This window comes from Chromobacterium violaceum ATCC 12472 (genome assembly GCF_000007705.1).
Lineage (GTDB): Bacteria > Pseudomonadota > Gammaproteobacteria > Burkholderiales > Chromobacteriaceae > Chromobacterium > Chromobacterium violaceum.
On record NC_005085.1, the window covers coordinates 22,526 to 39,858 of the forward strand.

General features: G+C 62.8%; 11 protein-coding genes. 4 read left to right on the forward strand and 7 right to left on the reverse strand.

Annotation, left to right across the window (positions count from 1 at the left end; genetic code table 11):
• Positions 1–129: 129 nt before the first annotated feature.
• The 4 genes from CV_RS00080 to CV_RS00095 are packed head-to-tail and all read right to left on the reverse strand — an operon-like array spanning position 130 to position 6,139.
• Positions 130–2,094 carry an acetyl/propionyl/methylcrotonyl-CoA carboxylase subunit alpha gene (locus CV_RS00080; protein WP_011133573.1) on the reverse strand — a complete coding sequence of 655 codons (1,965 nt, stop codon included), beginning with the start codon at positions 2,092–2,094 and terminating at the stop codon, positions 130–132.
• Positions 2,095–2,097: 3 nt separating this feature from the next.
• Positions 2,098–3,702 carry a carboxyl transferase domain-containing protein gene (locus tag CV_RS00085; RefSeq protein ID WP_011133574.1) on the reverse strand — a complete coding sequence of 535 codons (1,605 nt, stop codon included), beginning with the start codon at positions 3,700–3,702 and terminating at the stop codon, positions 2,098–2,100.
• Between the two features lie 15 nt (positions 3,703–3,717).
• The gene (locus CV_RS00090) at positions 3,718–4,935 is read right to left on the reverse strand and encodes an MFS transporter (protein ID WP_011133575.1); all 1,218 of its coding nucleotides are present in this window, start codon (positions 4,933–4,935) and stop codon (positions 3,718–3,720) included.
• Positions 4,928–6,139: an aminotransferase class I/II-fold pyridoxal phosphate-dependent enzyme gene (locus tag CV_RS00095; protein ID WP_011133576.1), complete on the reverse strand. Its 1,212-nt coding sequence runs from the start codon at positions 6,137–6,139 to the stop codon at positions 4,928–4,930. Before CV_RS00095 ends, CV_RS00090 begins: the two co-directional genes overlap by 8 nt.
• Positions 6,140–6,948: 809 nt before the next feature.
• Between CV_RS00095 and CV_RS00100 the strand changes: the two genes are divergently transcribed.
• Genes CV_RS00100 through CV_RS23230 form a run of 3 tightly spaced genes read left to right on the forward strand, consistent with a single transcriptional unit; the run spans position 6,949 to position 12,251 of the window.
• On the forward strand, positions 6,949–9,573 hold the full coding sequence (locus tag CV_RS00100; protein ID WP_011133578.1) for a type VI secretion system Vgr family protein: 2,625 nt from the start codon (positions 6,949–6,951) through the stop codon (positions 9,571–9,573).
• Between the two features lie 12 nt (positions 9,574–9,585).
• Positions 9,586–11,727 carry a peptidoglycan DD-metalloendopeptidase family protein gene (locus CV_RS22500; protein ID WP_011133579.1) on the forward strand — a complete coding sequence of 714 codons (2,142 nt, stop codon included), beginning with the start codon at positions 9,586–9,588 and terminating at the stop codon, positions 11,725–11,727.
• Positions 11,728–11,729: 2 nt separating this feature from the next.
• Positions 11,730–12,251 (forward strand): hypothetical protein, encoded by a 522-nt coding sequence (locus tag CV_RS23230; RefSeq protein ID WP_011133580.1) that lies wholly within the window; start codon positions 11,730–11,732, stop codon positions 12,249–12,251.
• A 767-nt stretch (positions 12,252–13,018) separates the two neighbouring features.
• Here the strand turns inward: CV_RS23230 and CV_RS21900 are convergent.
• A complete protein-coding gene (locus CV_RS21900) occupies positions 13,019–13,396 on the reverse strand; it encodes an MBL fold metallo-hydrolase (protein WP_158303290.1) in 378 nt (125 codons plus the stop codon).
• A gap of 156 nt (positions 13,397–13,552) precedes the next feature.
• Between CV_RS21900 and CV_RS23735 the strand changes: the two genes are divergently transcribed.
• The gene (locus tag CV_RS23735) at positions 13,553–13,804 is read left to right on the forward strand and encodes a hypothetical protein (protein ID WP_080508881.1); all 252 of its coding nucleotides are present in this window, start codon (positions 13,553–13,555) and stop codon (positions 13,802–13,804) included.
• An 83-nt stretch (positions 13,805–13,887) separates the two neighbouring features.
• Here the strand turns inward: CV_RS23735 and CV_RS00120 are convergent, their stop codons facing one another.
• Entirely contained in the window at positions 13,888–15,237 is a 1,350-nt protein-coding gene (locus CV_RS00120; RefSeq protein WP_147296175.1) for a hypothetical protein, read from the reverse strand.
• A gap of 83 nt (positions 15,238–15,320) precedes the next feature.
• Positions 15,321–17,303, reverse strand: a complete 1,983-nt coding sequence (locus tag CV_RS00125; RefSeq protein ID WP_011133586.1) for a methyl-accepting chemotaxis protein — start codon at positions 17,301–17,303, stop codon at positions 15,321–15,323.
• Positions 17,304–17,333 lie beyond the last annotated feature (30 nt).

Sequence of the window (17,333 nt, forward strand, 5' to 3'; positions counted from 1 at the left end):
GAATTGCGCGGCAAGCGGGCCAGCTGCCTGCTTGGACTTTCCCGGGTACCATAGACAAATCCCCGCCTCATGCCGACGCCCGCCCCGCCTTGCCGCGGAGCGGGCTTTCGCCTTGCCCAATCAGACCGCCTACTCGGCCTCCGCCTGGCCCAGGCTGACCAGCAGCGCATCGGCATTGACGATGTCGCCGACCTGGCAGTGCAGCTCGGCCACGATGCCGGCGCAGGGGGCGTACAGGCGGTTTTCCATCTTCATCGCCTCCACGATGGCCACCACCTGCTGGGCTTCCACCCGGCTGCCCGCCGCCAGCGGCAAGGCCACCACGGTGCCGGGCATCGGCGTGCGCACCTGCAGGCCGCCGCCAGCCTCCTGCTCGGCCTGTTCCGCCAGCTCGGCGCGCAGGGCGACGCGCTGGCCGCCGACGCTCAGCTCGACATCGTCGCCGCGCAGCAGCGCGTACCAGCGCCAGCCGTCCACCTCGCCCTGCCAATGCTCGCCGGCGCCGGACAGGCTGACGGCATGGCGCCGCCCGTCCACTTGCACCAGGGTCCGCTCCGCGTCGCGCTCCAGCAGCCAGGCCTGGCAGCGCTCGGCGCCGCCGCGATAGGCCATCCGGCCCAACGGCGCGTCCGGGTCCAGTGCGGCGCGGTCGTAGGCGCCGACGCCGCCCTGCCAGGGCGAGGCGGATTCGGCGCAGGCCAGCGCCAGGCGGATGGCGGCGGCGCAGGCCACGGCGCACGTGAGGCGATTGGCCTCCGGCGCCGCCGCCAGCTCGTCCACCAGATGGGTGTGCAGCTGGCCGGCCTGCACCCGCGGCTCGCGCAGCAGCCGCTGCAGAAAGCCCAGATTGCTGGTCAGGCCCAGGAGCTCGGTGTCGCGCAGGCCGGTCTGCAACTGCGCCAGCGCCGCGGCGCGGCCGGCGCCGTGCGCGATCAGCTTGGCCAGCATGGGGTCGTAGAAGGCAGGCACCGCGCCGCCGTGGTCGAAAGCGGCATCCACGCGCAGCTGCGCCGGCCAGCGCGCGTGCAGCGCGGTACCGGGCATGGGCGCGAATTCGCGCAGCGGGTCTTCGGCGTACACGCGGCATTCGATGGCGTGGCCGTCGGCGCAGATGTCGGCCTGGGCCAGCGGCAGGCCCTCGCCGGCGGCGATGCGCAGCTGCCATTCCACCAGGTCCTGGCCGGTGATGGCCTCGGTCACCGGATGCTCCACCTGCAGCCGGGTGTTCACTTCCAGGAAGTAGAAGCGGCCGTCCGGCGCCAGGATGAACTCGAAGGTGCCGGCGTTGCGGTAGCCTATCGCCTGGGCGCCGCGCACGGCGGCCGCCAGCAGGGCCTCGCGGGTGTCGGCCGGCAGGCCGCAGGCGGGCGCTTCCTCGACGATTTTCTGATGGCGGCGCTGCAGCGAGCACTCGCGTTCGAACAGGTGCACGGCCGCGCCGCGCCCGTCGCCGAAGATCTGCACTTCCAGGTGGCGCGGCTGGGAGACGTAGCGCTCCACCAGCAGCCGGCCATCGCCGAAGCTGGAGCGGCCGATGCGCACGGCGGCGTCCACCGCCTCGCGCAGTTCCGCCTCGCTCCACACCACCTGCATACCCTTGCCGCCGCCGCCGGCAGACGGCTTGAGTATCACCGGATAGCCGATCTCGGCGCAGGTCTCCAGGATCAAGCCGTAGGATTCGGTGGCCTCGGGCGAGCCGGGCAGCACCGGCACGCCGGCGGCCTCCATCAATTGCCGCGCGCGGGCCTTGTCGCCCATCTGGACGATGGTGTCCGCGTCCGGGCCGATGAAGACCAGGCCGGCCTCGGCCACCGCGCTGGCGAAGCCGGGGTTTTCCGACAGGAAGCCGTAGCCGGGGTGGATGGCCTCGCAGCCGCTGCGCAGCGCGGCGTCTATGATGGCCTGGCCGTTCAGATAGCTGGCGCTGGCCGGGGCCTCGCCTATCCATTCGCGCGCGACGGCGCCCCGCAGATGCTCGGCTCCGGCGTCGGCGCAGGAGTGGACGGCGACAAACTCTATGCCCAGCCGCTGGCAGCTGCGGGCGATGCGGCGGGCGATCTCGCCGCGGTTGGCGATCAAAATTCGTTTGAACATGGTCTACATCCTGAAGACGCCAAAGCGGGTTTCGCGGACCGGGGCGGCGGCGGCCAGCGCCAGACTGAGCGCCAGCCACTCGCGGGTTTGGGCGGGGTCGACGATGGCGTCCACCCACAGCCGGGAGGCGACGTACAGCGCCTGGCCCTGCCGTTCGTAGGCCTCGCGTATCGGCCGCTTGAAGGCTTCCTCCTCTTCCGCCGTCCAGCTCTTGCCCTGCTTTTCCAACTGCTCGGCGCGGATCAGCGCCAGCACGGTGGCGGCCTGCTCGCCGCCGACCACCGTGGTCTTGGCGTTGGGCCACATCGCCATCAGCTGCGGCCCGATGGCGCGGCCGCACATCGCCAGATTGCCGGCGCCGTAGCTGCCGCCTATCAGGATGCTGAACTTGGGCACGCGGGCGCAGGAGGCGGCGTTGACCATCTTGGCGCCGTGCTTGGCGATGCCGCCGGCCTCGTATTCGGCGCCCACCATGAAGCCGTTGATATTGTGCAGAAACAGCAGCGGAATGCCGCGCTGGGAGCAGATTTCGATGAAGTTGGCCGCTTTTTGCGCGCTCTCCGAGAACAGCACCCCGTCGTTGATCAGCACGCCCACCGGGTAGCCGCCGATATGGCCGGTGCCGCACAGGATGCTGGTGCCGAAGCGGGCGCGGTACTCGGCGAAGGCGGAGTCGTCCAGCAGCCGGGCCAGGATTTCGCGCGCCGGGATGTGCTCGCGCGGATTGGCGCTGATGATGCCGGGCAGCTCGGCCGGATCGTGGCGCGGCGGCCGCGGCGCCTGCGGGGGCGCGTACTGCCGGCCCACGCCGCGACGGGCGACGATGTCGCGCAGCAGCTGGATGGCGTGCTCGTCGCTGAGCGCGTAATGGTCGGCCACGCCGCTGTCGCGGGTGTGGACGTCGGCGCCGCCCAGCGTTTCGGCGTCGACGATGACGCCGGTGGCCGCGCGCACCAGCTGCGGGCCGCCGAGGAAGATGGAGCCGTTGCCGCGCACGATGATGGTTTCGTCGCTCATCGCCGGGATGTAGGCGCCGCCGGCGGTGCAAGAGCCGAGCACGGCCGAGATCTGCGGCAGCCCCAGCGCCGACATCTCGGCGATATTGCGGAAGATGCGCCCGAAATGGTGCTCGTCCGGGAAGATTTCCTCCTGCAGCGGCAGATAGACGCCGCCGGAATCCACCAGGTAGAGGCAGGGCAAGCCCAGCTCGCGGGCGATGTCCTGGGTGCGCAGATGCTTGCGCAGCGTCAGCGGGTAGTAGGTGCCGCCCTTGACCGAGGCGTCGTTGGCGAACACCGCCACCGCGTGGCCGGAGACGATGCCGATGCCGGTGACGATGCCGGCGCAGGGCACCGCGTGGTCGTAGACCTCGTGGCCGGCCAGCTGGCCGATTTCCAGAAAGGGCGTGCCCGGGTCCAGCAGCAGCGACAGCCGCTCGCGCGGCGACAGCTTGCCCTTGGCCGCCTGCTTGGCGCGGGCATCGGCGCCGCCGCCCTGCAAGGCGGCGTCGCGGGCGGCGGCGATCTGCCCGCGCAGCTGGCCATAAGCCGCCATATTGCGCTCATAGGCTTCGCCGCTGGCCGGGAGGCGCGATTCGATTCGAGACATATCGATATCCTTGCGTCAGGCCGCGCGCAGGCGCGCCTGGAACAGAACTTGCAAAAGGGTGATCAGGCCGAGCGCGGCCACCGCCAGCGTCCAGGTGCCGTTGTGGTGCAGCAGCACCGAGGCGGTGGCGGCGATGCCGGCCAGGCCTTGCTGCAGGAAGCCGCACAGCGCCATCGCGTGGGCGCCGTGGTCCTTGGCGTCGCTGACGGCGGTGGCCATGCTGTTGGGGAACAGCACCGCCTGGCCGAAAATGGTCAGGCAATACAGGCCGACGAACAGCAGCAGGCCGGCTCCAGCCTGCAGCGCGCCCAGGTGCCAGCACAGCAGCATGGCGACGGTGGCCGCGGCCATCAGCAGCGCGCCGGCGCGCATCAGCTTCTTGCCGCCCAGCTTGGCGACGGTGCGGTTGACCGTCATCGCGCCGCTGAAATAGGCCAGGCCTATCAGCAGGCCGACATTGCCGAAGCTCGCCACCGCCAGGCCGAAGTGCTCCTGGAACACGAAGGGGCTGACTTCCTGCAGCGTGACCGTGGTGGCGAAGCCCAGGCCGCCGGCGCAGGCCGGCAGCACAAAGCCGGGGCGGCGCAGTATCTGCCAGTACGGGCTGCCGCCGTGGCGCGCGGCCGCCGGCCGGCCGCCCTGCAGCGGCAGGGTCATGCTCAGCAATGCGGCCAGGATGCCGGTGGCGGCCATCAGCACGAAGCCCAGCTGCCAACGGCTGTACTCGCCTATCAGCCCGCCGATGAACTGGCCTCCGCCCAGCGCGGTGATGAAGGCGATGGACAACACCGACAGCCGGCGCGCCAGCTCGTCGCCGCTCCAGTTGTCGCGGACGATGATGCGGGCGATGATGGCCGCGCCGCCGGCGGCGATGCCCTGCAGCACCCGCAGCGCCAGCAGCTCGGCGGCGTTGCCGACGGCGGCCAGCAGCGCGCTGCACAGCACGAACAGCGCCAGCGAGACCAGCAGCGGGCCGCGGCGGCCCCAGCGGTCGGCGGCCGATCCCCAGAACAGCACCGGCAGCGCGGCGCCGACGACAAAGCCGGAGATGGACATTTCCACCAGGCTCTGGCTCATCGCCAGCTCGCGCATCACCGCCGGCAGCGAAGGCAGGTAGACGGTGGTGGCCATCTGCGCCATGAACACGATCAGGCAGCACAACACCATCACCCGCGCCGCCGGACGCGCGGCCTCCCGCGGGGCGGCGGCGGTCTGAGCGGAAGCCTTACTCATGGCTGGCTCGCAGTTGCTTCAGGCAGGCGCCGAAGCGTTCGATCTCCTCCGTCGTCATATTGGCGCGGATCATGATGCGCAGGCCGGCGCGGCCCTTGGCGATCACCGGGAAGAAGATGGGCGAGGTGTAATAGCCGTCTTCCAGCAGGCTCTTGGCGTAGAGGATGGTGCGCTCCTCCGAGCCGATGGAGACGAAGCGGATAGGCAGCCTATCGCCGCTGTTTTCCGACGCCACATGCTGGTCGAACAGGCGGATATTGTCCTGCAGCTTTTGCTGCAGCGCCGGCAGCTCGGCGGACTTGTGCACCGCCACCGACTCGATGATGGCGCCCAGGCCGGCGGTGTTGATGCGCTGCGACCAGGTCACCGGGCCGCCGAAACGGGTGGCCAGCTTGCGGCGCTCGGCGTCGCCGCGCGGGCCCAGGAAGATGGCGCCGCCGGAAGCGCCGAAACCCTTGTTCAGCGAGGTGACGATCAGCGTGCGGTCGTTGATCGCGCCCATCTCCTCCAGCACCAGGCCGCGGCCCAGATGGCCCAGCGTGGACAGGCCGTGCGCCTCGTCGAAGAACAGGAACAGGCCGTATTTGTCCTGCAGCGCCAGCAGCTCCTTCACCGGCGCCATGCCGCCGGTGCTGTAGACGCCGTCGGCGACGTAGGCGACGCGCTGATGCGTCTTGCACAAGTCTTCCAGCGCGTTCAGATCGTTGTGGCGGATAGTCTGGATCTCGGTCTCGTCGGCGCAGATCGGCTTCATCATGTTCAGGCAGAAGTGGGCGTTCTTGTCGAACACCATCAAGGGCGCCACGTCGCCGGTCAGCGCGCCGGAAGCCAGCAGGGGCAGCGTGGCGGCGGCCGCGGCGGCGCAGGACGGCACCGTCAGCGTCTCGGCGTCCACCAGGCTGGCCAGCGCTTCTTCCGCCTGCTGCAGGATGTCGAACTGCACCCGGATGCGCGAGATGGAGGTGTTGAGCGAGCCGGTGTTCATCACCGCGTCCGCCGCGGCGCGCAGGATGGCCGGGTGAGAGTCCAGCCCCAGGTAGGAGTAGGACGACATATTGGTGAACTGCCGGCCGCTGGCCACCGCCTCATGGCGGCCGTTTCCCAGGTTGCGGGTGGCGATATTGGCCATGCCGGCAGCCGTGGTGACATCCCAGAAGCTGTTGCTCAGCTGGATGGCTTTTTTGATATTGGTGTATTGATGCATCGTGTATAGCCCCGTCTTGTGTTGATTGAAACGATTTGCGCTTCCCGCGCCGCTGTCTGCGCAGCGGCTGCGAAAAGGCCCTGCCGCGCGAGCTGGACTCCGGCGGCATATAGACTGTTCTTATATTGATTAAAAATATTATGCCACATAATACTATTCTAAATGCATAGTATCAGCATGTAAGCGCGAATTGAAGCGAACGTATGATTTTTGGCATAGCTTGCTTGGCATGTTGGCAACAGGCGCGAACGGCATGCCGCGTCTGCGCGGCCTGATTCGTTCCGGACAACGGGAAGGACAAGAAGCGATCAGCGGCACTGGCCGCCGCTGCCTGATGGCGCGTCAAGACCAGCCACTGCGCATTGAAGTGGAACGGGAGGGAGCAATCACCATGAGTGAAGGCCATGGTGGTTCCAGGGTTGGCAGGGCAGGGATGCGACGGCGCCTGAGGCTGCGGTTCCCGGCTGCCGGCCAGGCGCTGGCTCGCGCCCGGTCGGGAGGACTTTCTCGCGGGAGGACACCCATGTCCCACCCCACAGCTTACCCGGCACAAAGTTCGCGCATCCTATGCAACCCACAACAGGGCGGTCCCAAGTCTTGCTGTGTTCAAACAGGCTACGGAGGCCTACCTGGTTCTAATAGGAGCTTTCAAGCTGCCGATTGAACTGCGCTCCCTGTCTTTTAGTGCACATCCGCTCATTTCCTGTCAAAGCCGGCTTGTTGTCGCGTCCGCAACGTCAATAGAATCCTAATCTCCTTCCCACTCAATGACATACCTTCTCCAGAAGGTATCTTCGCCTGGAACGCCGATGGATCTGAATGCATTGTTGTCCAGCTTTGCTTCCGCCTTTGGCCAGGACCATCGCCCGCTCACCCTGGAACTGGGCAGCGGCCAGATCGCCGCCGAGCAGCTGCTGCCGCTGAGCCTGGACGGCGAGGAAGGCCTCTCCCGCGCCTACCGCTACACCGTCACCTGCCTGTCGCCGGATGGCCATATCGAGCTCAAGACCTTGTTGGGCCAGCCGGCCCGCATCGGCATCCAGGACGCCGATGGCGACGAAACCATTCGTTGCGGCGTGGTCAGCCAGGCCAGGCTGGCGGGAGCGGACGGCGGCTTCGCCAGATACGAGCTGACCATCGAGCCGCCGTTCGCGCTGCTGCGCCACCGCAAGACCTCCCGCGTGTTCCAGGATCTGTCGGTGCCGGACATCGTCAAGCAAATCCTGGCCGAGCATCAGGCCGCCAATCCCGCCTTCGCCCGGACGCAGACGCTGGACATCCAGGTCAAACCCGCCCCGCCGCGCAGCTACACGCTGCAGTATCGCGAGAGCGATTTCGATTTCATCGTCCGGCTGCTGCATGAGGAAGGCTACGCCTGGCGATTCGTCCATCTGGATGAAGTGACCGAGCGAGGTAGCGAAGCGTCGCGAGGAAATAGCCCGCAGGTGGAACTGGCTGTGTTTGACGATGCTCTCAGCCTGCCGGCGGCCAAACTGGAACGGGTGCGCTTCCACCGCAGCGACGCGACGGAAGAAGAGGACGGCCTCACCGAATGGCAAGCCGCGCGCCAGATCGTGCCCGGCGGCACCGCCTTGGCCAGCTACGATTACAAACCGGTCTACAGCCAGCAAAACCGCGACGATAGCCATATCGATCAAGGCCAGACCGGCCAGGCGCTGCAAAGCAGCCTGACCCAATACGACGCGCCAGGCCTCTACTACGCCGACGACGAAGAACAGCTGGGCCGCTACGCCCAGCTGCGGCAGCAGGCCAACGACCTGCAGGCCAAATCCTTCAGCGGCAGCGGATCGGTGCGCGGACTGCTGCCGGGCGATTGGTTCCGTCTGGATGACCATCCCGCGCATGACGGCGATGCGGCGGAGAACCGGGAATTCGTCGTCACCGGCCAAAGCTTCCAGGTCCGCAATAATTTGCCGCAGGATCTGGCGCAGCATATTGGAACGGAGTCCGATGCCACTCCATTTGCCACCTCCATCCAGGCCCAGCGCCGCGGCATCCCGCTGACCCCGGCCTATGCCGGCACAGAACACGCCAAACCGAAATCGCGCGGCGTCCAGACCGCCACCGTGGTCGGCCCGGCCGGCGAGGAAGTCCACACCGATCAACACGGTCGCATCAAGGTGCAGTTCCACTGGCAGCGGCCGGACGAACACCCCACCATCGGCGCCGCGCTGGACGACAAATCCTCCTGCTGGCTGCGCGTCGCCATGCCCAGCGCCGGCGCCGGCTGGGGCCACCAGTTCATCCCGCGCATCGGCCAGGAAGTGCTGGTCGACTTCATCGAAGGCGACATCGACCGCCCGGTGATCACCGGCGTGTTGTACAACGGCAGCCACCCCACGCCCGACTTCAGCGGCGCCGGCGCGCTCCCCGCCAACAAGACCCTGTCCGGCATCAAAAGCAAGGAACACCAGGGCGGCGGCTACAACGAACTGCTGTTCGACGACACCCCCGGCGAAGTGCGCGCCAAGCTCAGCAGCGAACCGGGCAAAACCCAGCTCAACCAGGGCTACCTCGCCCATCCCAGAAGCAACGGCAAGGCCCAGCCGCGCGGCGACGGCTTCGAGCTCAGAACCGACCACCACGGCGCCATCCGCGCCGCCCACGGCCTGCTGCTCACCACCGAAGCGCAGAACGGCGCGTCCGGCAAACAACTGGCGCGCGAGCACGCGCAAAGCCAGCTCGACGCCGCGCTCAGCCTCTCGCAAGCCTTGGCCGAAACCGCCAGCGGCCAGCTGGCCGACGCCATGGAAACCGGGCCCGACGAAATCGGCCCGGACAACGCCAAGGCCGGCAAGAAAACCGACGGCCACCTGCAACACCACGCCGACGCGCTGAAAGCCTGGGAAGCGGGATCGAACACCGACAAGGATGGCAAGACCGCCAAGGACCAAGCCGGCCAGCAGCCGCTGCTGGTGCTGTCCGCGCCCGCCGGCATCGCCGCCCTGACCGAACAAAGCCACACCGTCTCCGCCGGCCAGAACCTGAACCTGGTCGCCCAGCGCGACGCCAACCACACCACGGGACGGCGTTGGCTGCACAACGTCGGCCAGCACATCAGCCTGTTCGTAGCGGGAGTGAAGGACAAGGTGGCGCTGAAGCTGATCGCGGCCAAAGGCAAGGTGCAGGTGCAGGCGCAGAGCGACGCGATGGAGCTGACGGCGGATAAGGATGTGACGATTACTTCATGCAAGGAAAGGATAGTCGTCAACGCCAAGCAAGAAATCCTGGTCACGGCCGGCGGCGGCTATATCCGCATCGCCGGGGGCAATATCGAGGTGCATTGCCCGGGCACCGTCAGCGTCAAGGGCGCCAGCCACGATCTGAGCGGACCGGCCAGCATGAACCCGCCGCTGCCGACGCTCCCCAAAGACAAGTACACCCCTCCCAATACTCATCCGTTCTCGGAATAAGCGGATACCAGCATGATTATCAGCCCTCCGATTCTCAAAATGCCCCAGGGCAACGCCAGTGATGAACAATGGCTTGCCAGCCTGATGCCGTTCTCTTCCCGAGGCGGCTTCCCCATCGCCAGCCGCATGGCTTGGCACGGCGGCCAACACATCGAACATACGGACACCGGCGCGCATGGCGAACCGGTGCGCACTATCGCCGACGGCACTGTCGTATACAAGAGAACGCCATCACCGGATGCCGACAAAAAGCCGCTGGCGTATCAAGGAGAGACCGACAACGGCTGCGTGGTGATCAAGCACAACACGGAAATCGGCGAGGGGCCGGATGGCCAGATCGAGTACTACTCCATCTACATGCATCTGAAGGAAGTTTTCGTCAAAAACAAGCAGCCGGTAAACCGCAAAGACAGCCTGGGCAGTGTCGGCAGCTGCAACGGCAAAAACGCCATTCACTTGGAAATCATCTGCGACGACGCCAATCTGAAAAAGATCGTCGGCAGAAGCTCGGGCAAGCTGGACATCAGCACAGATGGCCGGGACAAGATCGTCTATGGCGACATGCACTTCTACCTGCCGCCCGGCACACCGTTCTATGCATCGATTGCCTCGCCGCAAGCGCCATCAGACAGCGGAGCGCCAGTGCATACCTCCTCCGTGCCGTTGTTTGTGACGATGAGATTCGAGCGCGGAAAGTGCTTGCTGACGACACGCCAGGAAGATCCTCAACAAGAAGGCTTATACATCGAGTTAGACCAAGCGCTAACCAATAGCGATGATAAGTACGAATACAATCTCTACAGCAAAGCGACGTCTCTAGGCGACGCCTTCCATATCGCGCCGAGTGCCGCTTATGAACTGCTCCGCTTTGGCCGGGTTATCAATACGGAGAACGAAACACCTATCGCGGCAGGCGCCGTTCCGCACTGGCACAAGGTCAACTACCCGGGCGGACAAGGTTGGGTTGATCTGAATGCAGTGGGGATCAAGAAGTTCAGCGATGCCGACTTTCCACACTGGTCAGGCTGGAGCTTGATTGACGACGATCCAACACCTGACAGCCAGTGCAACTCTCCGACACTTGAAAAATGGATCGTAGGTAATTCAGGGAAGAAATTGACAGCAGATGCGCTCACCGCAGCGCTCGGAGATACAAAGATACAGTCGCGGCTTGCACGTGCGATCTGCAAGTTCCCAACGGAATGGGAAAAAGGACAGATTGATACGCGATATGATTGGTTGAAGAAAAAAAGTGACGTATTGGATGAGCCCATGACGGAGGAGCTGTATGCTGATTTCAAAACCTATGTCGAGGCGCTGTCTTTCTGGGAAGAGGCTGGGCTGGAAATAAATAATACTCACTGGCACTTTCATCCAAGACTATTTTTTTCACATTTTAGAAGATGTGGATGGATGGGAAAAGATGACATCGCCAGATTAATCAGGAAAACTTTACCCAATCCAAGCGCGATAAATAGAGAAGACCAAAATAGCGCACTGACAAAAGGAAACATATACGAATATCTTTCTACAGCCAATGAAAAGAGACCTGCACAGTTATATCCAAACATATCAACTGTTATGAGAAAGTATCTTATTGTAACACCATTGCGAATATCTCATCTCATTTCTCAGTTAGCAGAAGAAACTGGCCGACTAAAAGCAATGGTGGAGGGCGGACCCGATTCATATTTTGATAAGTATGAACCCGGAACAGATCAAGGAAAAAAGTTGGGGAATACCGCCAAAGGGGACGGAAAAAAATTCAAGGGAAGAGGTTTGATTCAACTAACTGGCAGAGAAAATTATATAAGATATGGCAAATATAGAAGAATTGATTTTTCTATAGAAAACCAATCACAAACGCTTCTAACGAGTGCCTACAAAACATGTGATGCTGCAGGTTATTTTTGGGCTTCAAAACAGAGAAACAAAATTAATGAAAAGAAAAAGATGGTTCCCTTGGGAGACTTAGGTATAAATTCATGGGCAGACAAAGGAGCTGATTTAGAATCATCAAAACAAGTTACAAAATGCATTAATACTGCAGCACATCATTTCAATGAAGTCAGATGGCCATGCTTTCAGCATGCATGGTACGCATCAAATGATGAGACTGCCCCTCCCAAAAATTTCAAGCCCATAGGAGAGTAGGCATGAAGCTATTCTGGATTATATTATTATTTATCTCATACAATGCGATTGCATCTGATAGAATTTCTTATTGCAATGGAATTTTCACCTTCATTCCTCCCAAAACCTTAGATATCAACTTTATTAAAAAACAGTCAAAACTAGACAACTGTAAAAGCGAGCTGACTGTTAAATTAAAGAGTGGAAAAAAAGCAGTAAAGCTCAGCTTCCCAAGCGAAAGCAATCAATTAGATGCAACGCCACCAACCAAGGAAGTGCTTGATGAAATAAAAGGAAAAAGTGCTGAAATAATCTATCAAAGCTATTTTGTAAAACATCAAAATGGCGATGTAAAAGTAGATACTTTTATCAAGAAAAACAAAGATGGAAGCGTTGAATCTATAGAAAAAGACTTTTACTTTTCAAAGAAAAACACTTACTCTATTTATGCAGTCTACAAAGCAAATCCAGATGACATAGATGATGCAGCAATGCTAAATTCTTTAGAAAGATTCTTCTTATCACTACAAGTGAATTGGAATTGAAAGATATAAAATTTGTCGATACCCTATCGTCAAAATTATTTGATGACTTGCCAATATTTTAATCCAGCGCAAAATTCATTTCCTTTTAGCATAGGGATACTAATCACCTTAACATTATTATTGCCGCATTCATCTCTTGAGAATGGGCGGTCTATGTCAAAGATGTTAAGCTTCTCTATTCAGCGACAGATTGGAATAGACTAGGTGCAGAACTAGTAAGAAAAAAAGTTACCTTACAAATCAAAACCTGCTCATCAGCGCAACAAACAAAGCAAGCCCAAACATCAGACCCATATCAGATTCGGATGTACAGGAAGGACTTGGCGTTAAGGGCACTTGGTATTTAGGTGGTGCTAATGACACATCAAGCCCTGCCATACTAGTAGAAAGAATGGATTCTCTATCTACGAAGCAACTGCAACATGTGGCATAGCATACAAGAATGGCATGTCAGGGACGGGACTGTGCTATAGCGCCAGAATAATAGGGGAAAACTCTGATTTAGAAATAAATGCAGGATCAATTTCTTTCAAAGAGTTAAATAAATTACCTGATGCCTACAAAACAAAATCCATTAAAAAATTTAGGAAAATTGCTTACTCAGCAACTGACGGATGCAGATAAAATTCTTCGTCAAGTTATAAAATCTAAGCTACCACCCAAACAATGGCTACAGCTATTCTAAACTCATTCAACTTGATTAAAACTACTGCGCCACTGCTCTGCTCGATACCTTAAGCCACTCCATACTAAGCAGTCTGCCGATTTCACAGAAACCGCCCCCCATAACCATCCCCCTCCCGGCTCACCACCCGCGCCAACGACGCGCCAAAGTGGGCGGTGAATACCGTGGCCTTGTGTGCATAGGCGTAGTCCAACAGCCAGCGACGGGAGGCCCGCGTGCCGTCTTGTTCCCGGCAGAAGGCTGAGCTCCATTCCGGGTGGTAAACCTGCACCGGAGAATGCATCGCGTCCCCGGTAAAGATGGCGGTTTCGCCAGCGGAATGCAGCGAGATGGACATATGTCCGGCGCAATGGCCAGGCGTCGGGTGGAAATGGAAGGCGTCTTCGTAACCGTCCCCCGCCGCATCAATGCCCACGCCCTGGCCACTGGCCAACACTGGCGCCACGCTGTCGTCGAGCACGATGCGGCGCTTGCCAGCCTCCGGCTTGGCAAAGTAATCCCGCTTGCTCTGCGCGCACGGGCCGGCGGCCTTTCGTCTCGCTTCCGCGCGCCGCCTATCCCGCCTACCAAGACCGCCTGTTCAGCGCCTGTGCAGGCTGGCATCCGGCTGAACGTGATGCTGGAGCAGCCTACCGCGGCGGCGATGCTGTCCCTGGTCTGCGCCGCCATCGTCAACGCCGTCAATCAGACGCGTCCGCCCGCGCAGGCAAGGTTTTACCGGCTGCAGAATCTGTCGGCGTCGGTGTCGGTGCCGCTGTGTTTTGTCTGGAAACAGGAGGCAGGCAGCCCGTCGCTGGGGCGGTTTATCGATGTCTTGCCAGTGGGATCCGGAGCAACGCTGCCTGGCCTCCCCAGCGCAGTGACTTGATCATGTCCCTCAGGCTGACGACGTAAAAAAGCCAGGCGGCCTCATGGCCTGCCTGGCGGTTCGCATGTGGGTCTCGACGCAGGTTATTTTACTTGCGGAGACGCTGCCCTGCGGTATTCAAGCGTGCTGTCCATGGTGGGATCCTTCGTCTTCAAGCCACCGTCAGCCGATGGCAGCAACACCAGCTCGCTGAAGGCGGGCTGGGCCAGGCTCAGATCGCTGATCGCCACGCCCATGATACGGTTGGCGCGGCGCTCTTCCGGCACAGTCAGCCATACCCAAGGGTCGCGGCTGCCGGCACGCCGCAGCGCCACCCGCGTCCATTTTTCAGCTTTGCCCGACCACTTCAGGATGGCGTCGCCGCTATCGTTGCTGACGGCACTGCCCACCACCTTGCCGTCCACCTCGAACTTCACCTCGATGTTTTGGGCACCGCCCACCCTGGGCATGCCGACGATGGCGATCAACTCGTCCTCCATGGCGGCGCTCTTGATCTTGTACTCGTCCGCGCTCATCGCGCGACAGCTGGGCTTCTCGCTCGGCAGTTGGGGGACAATCCGCACGTAGTTGCCGTCAAGCCGCCACTTCCCTTCCACATACATGCTTTTGCCCGCCGCCAACGACCAGCGCGCGCGATGATTGCGGCCCAGCTCCAGATCGCCGGGGATCGATCTGTCCGCAGACTCGTAGCGGCCTATCGCCTGCTTCTCATTCAAGGGCTTGATCTTGCGGTAAGTCATGCTGGAACTGGCCTGCAGCAAAATCGGGACTTCAGGACGCGGCAGGGAAACTTCGCCATCCTCACGCCCCACCGTCAGTTCCACGTCGCGGTAGGCCGGCGCCACCTCGTTGATATTGACCAATTTGAAGACCATCATATTGGCCGCGCGGCTGGCGTCGCTCACCGCGAACCATTGCCAGGGCTGTCGGCTGCCCTCCCGGCGCAGGCCCACCCGACGCCACTGGCCCCAATCCGCAGGCATGGTCGCGCCGCTAAAGCCTTCCTGCCTGGATTTCTCCGCCGGCTGCCGATGGCCCTTATCGTCCTCGAATACCACCTCGTTGCCCTCCACCCCCACCCAGCCGCAGCGGTCGTTGGCGGAGACGAACACCGCCAGCGTCAGCCCGCGGTGCTGGCTGGGCGAGATGCCGCAGGACGCCGGCTGGATAGGCTGGTACACGGCCTTCTCGCTGGCCGGATCGGCATGCAGCATGACCTTGCCGTCCTCCACGCCCCAGGTGCCGCGCACCCGGAAATCGCCGCTGTACAGCAAGCGCCAGTCGAATTTGCCGTTGGCGTCCAGGCTCAGGCTCGCCGGCGACCAATGGTATTCGTCCAATACGTAATGGCCTGCCAGGGCGGCCGGCACATCCCGCGCCGCCGCGCCCTGCGCCGCCAGCGCGGCCAGCAGGCATAAGGTTTTTTTCATCATGCGCATTCTCGGTTTGTCATACATCATGCCAGCCCGTGCGACGGTGGCGTCGACGCCATCCCATATCCCAGGCAGCGGCAAGCTTACAGCTTGAACCGCCCGATCAGGCTTTCCAGCTCCTCGCCCAGCCGCGCCAGCGCCACCGTGGCCTGCTGCGCCTGGTGGATGGAGTCGTCGGTCTGCAGCAGCATGCCGTGGATGTTTTCGATGTGGCGGGCGATTTCCTGGCTGGCGCTGGACTGCTCGGCGGTGGAGACGGCGATGTCGCCCACCGCGTGCACCACTTGCTGCGCCTGGCCGCTGATCTGCTGGATGGACTGCGACGATTCGCCGGCCAACTTCACGCCCTGCTCCACCTGCTCCAGCGCGCCGCTCATGCTGTCGGCGGCATGGGAGGTGTCCTTCTGCATGGTCTGGATCACGTCGGAGATTTCCAGCGTGGCCTGGGCGGTGCGTTCGGCCAGCTTGCGCACCTCGTCCGCCACCACCGCGAAGCCGCGGCCCTGCTCGCCGGCGCGGGCGGCCTCGATCGCGGCGTTCAGCGCCAGCAGATTGGTCTGGTCGGCGATGTCGCGGATCACCGACACGATGCCGGAAATGCGGTCCGAACGCTGCTGCATGCCGCCCAGCACGTCGGCCAGCTGGCGCACGGTATGGGCGATGCGGCCGATCTCGGCCGCGGTGGCGTCCACGTTGGCGGCGGCCTGGCTGGACAGAGCGTCCGCCTCGCGCGCGCGCTGCTCGGCCACCCGCGCCGATTCGGCGATGTGGGTGACGCTGACCGACAGCTGCTCGACGCTGGCGGCGGTGGCGTTGGCCGCCTGCGACTGGCGGGCGGAGCTGTCGCGGATCTGGCCGACGTCGCCGGTCAACTGGCGCACCGAGCCCAGCATGTCGCCGGCATGGCCGCGCACGTCCAGCATCATCCGCCGCAGCGAGCCGGTGAAGGTGTTGAACGCGCCGGCGGCCTGGCCGATCTCGTCGCGGCTGGCGATGGACAGCTCGCGGGTGAGGTCGCCGCTGCCGGAAGCCAGCTCGGTCATCGCGCCCTGCAGCCGGCCCAGCGGGCGCAGCAACTGGTTCAGCGTGGTGCCCAGCAGCAGCAGGATCAGCGCCAGGATGCCCAGGCTGATGAGGGCGGACTGCCAGCTGGCCGCGCGCACCGGCGCGAAGGCCTCGTCCTCCGGGATGGAGATGCGCACCGCCCACGGCGTGCCGGCTTCGCCCACCACGATGGGCATGATGAAGTGGCGGAAGCCGTCGTCGCTGCGGTACTCGGCCGGGCGGCCGTCCTTGATCGCCGCCTTGGCCTCGGCCGGCAGGTCGGGCGCCGGCTTGCCGTTCAGGCCGGGCTGGCGGCCGGCCAACTGCACGCCGCCGTTGGAATACAAGCTCATGAAGCCGGCGTCGTAGGGACGCACCTTGGCCGCCATTTCCTGCAGGTGACCCAGCGCGATGTCGCAGCCGGCCACGCCCAGCACCTTGCCGCCGATATTGAGCGGGAAGGAGAGGGTGCCCATCAGGATTTTCACATCGGGATCGACATAGGGCTCGGTCAGCATCGGCTTGCCGGTCTTGCGCGGCTCGGTGTAGTAGGCGCTTTCGTCGACGCCGTCGCTGCCCCACACCACGTCCACCTTGCCGGCCTTGCGGAACCAGTACACACCGTAGCGGCCGGTGTGGTCGTTTTCCGGCTTGCCGGCCAGCTCGGCGTCGCGGCCGTCGAAGGCGTTGGGCTCCCAATCCACCCAGTAGCCGACGGCGTCGGGGTTGTTGGGCAACTGGCGTTTCACCACCTCGGACAGCAGCGCGCGGCCGTTGGCCGGCAGCGCGGCCTTCACCCCGACCGCCGCCTCGGCCATCGCCTGGGCGGAGTCGTAGGTTTTGCCCAGCATGCGCTGCACGCGGCCGGCCTCGCTGCCGGCCAGCAGGCGGGCGTGCTCCAGCACCGCGCTCTCCGCGTTGCGGTAGCTGTTGTAGATGTTGGCCCCCGCCAGCACGGTAAAGCCGATCAGGATCAGCAGGCCGGAGCCGACCAGTATCTTGCCCTTGATGGTTGCAATCATCGTTCACCTCTTGCCGGACGGACCACCCGC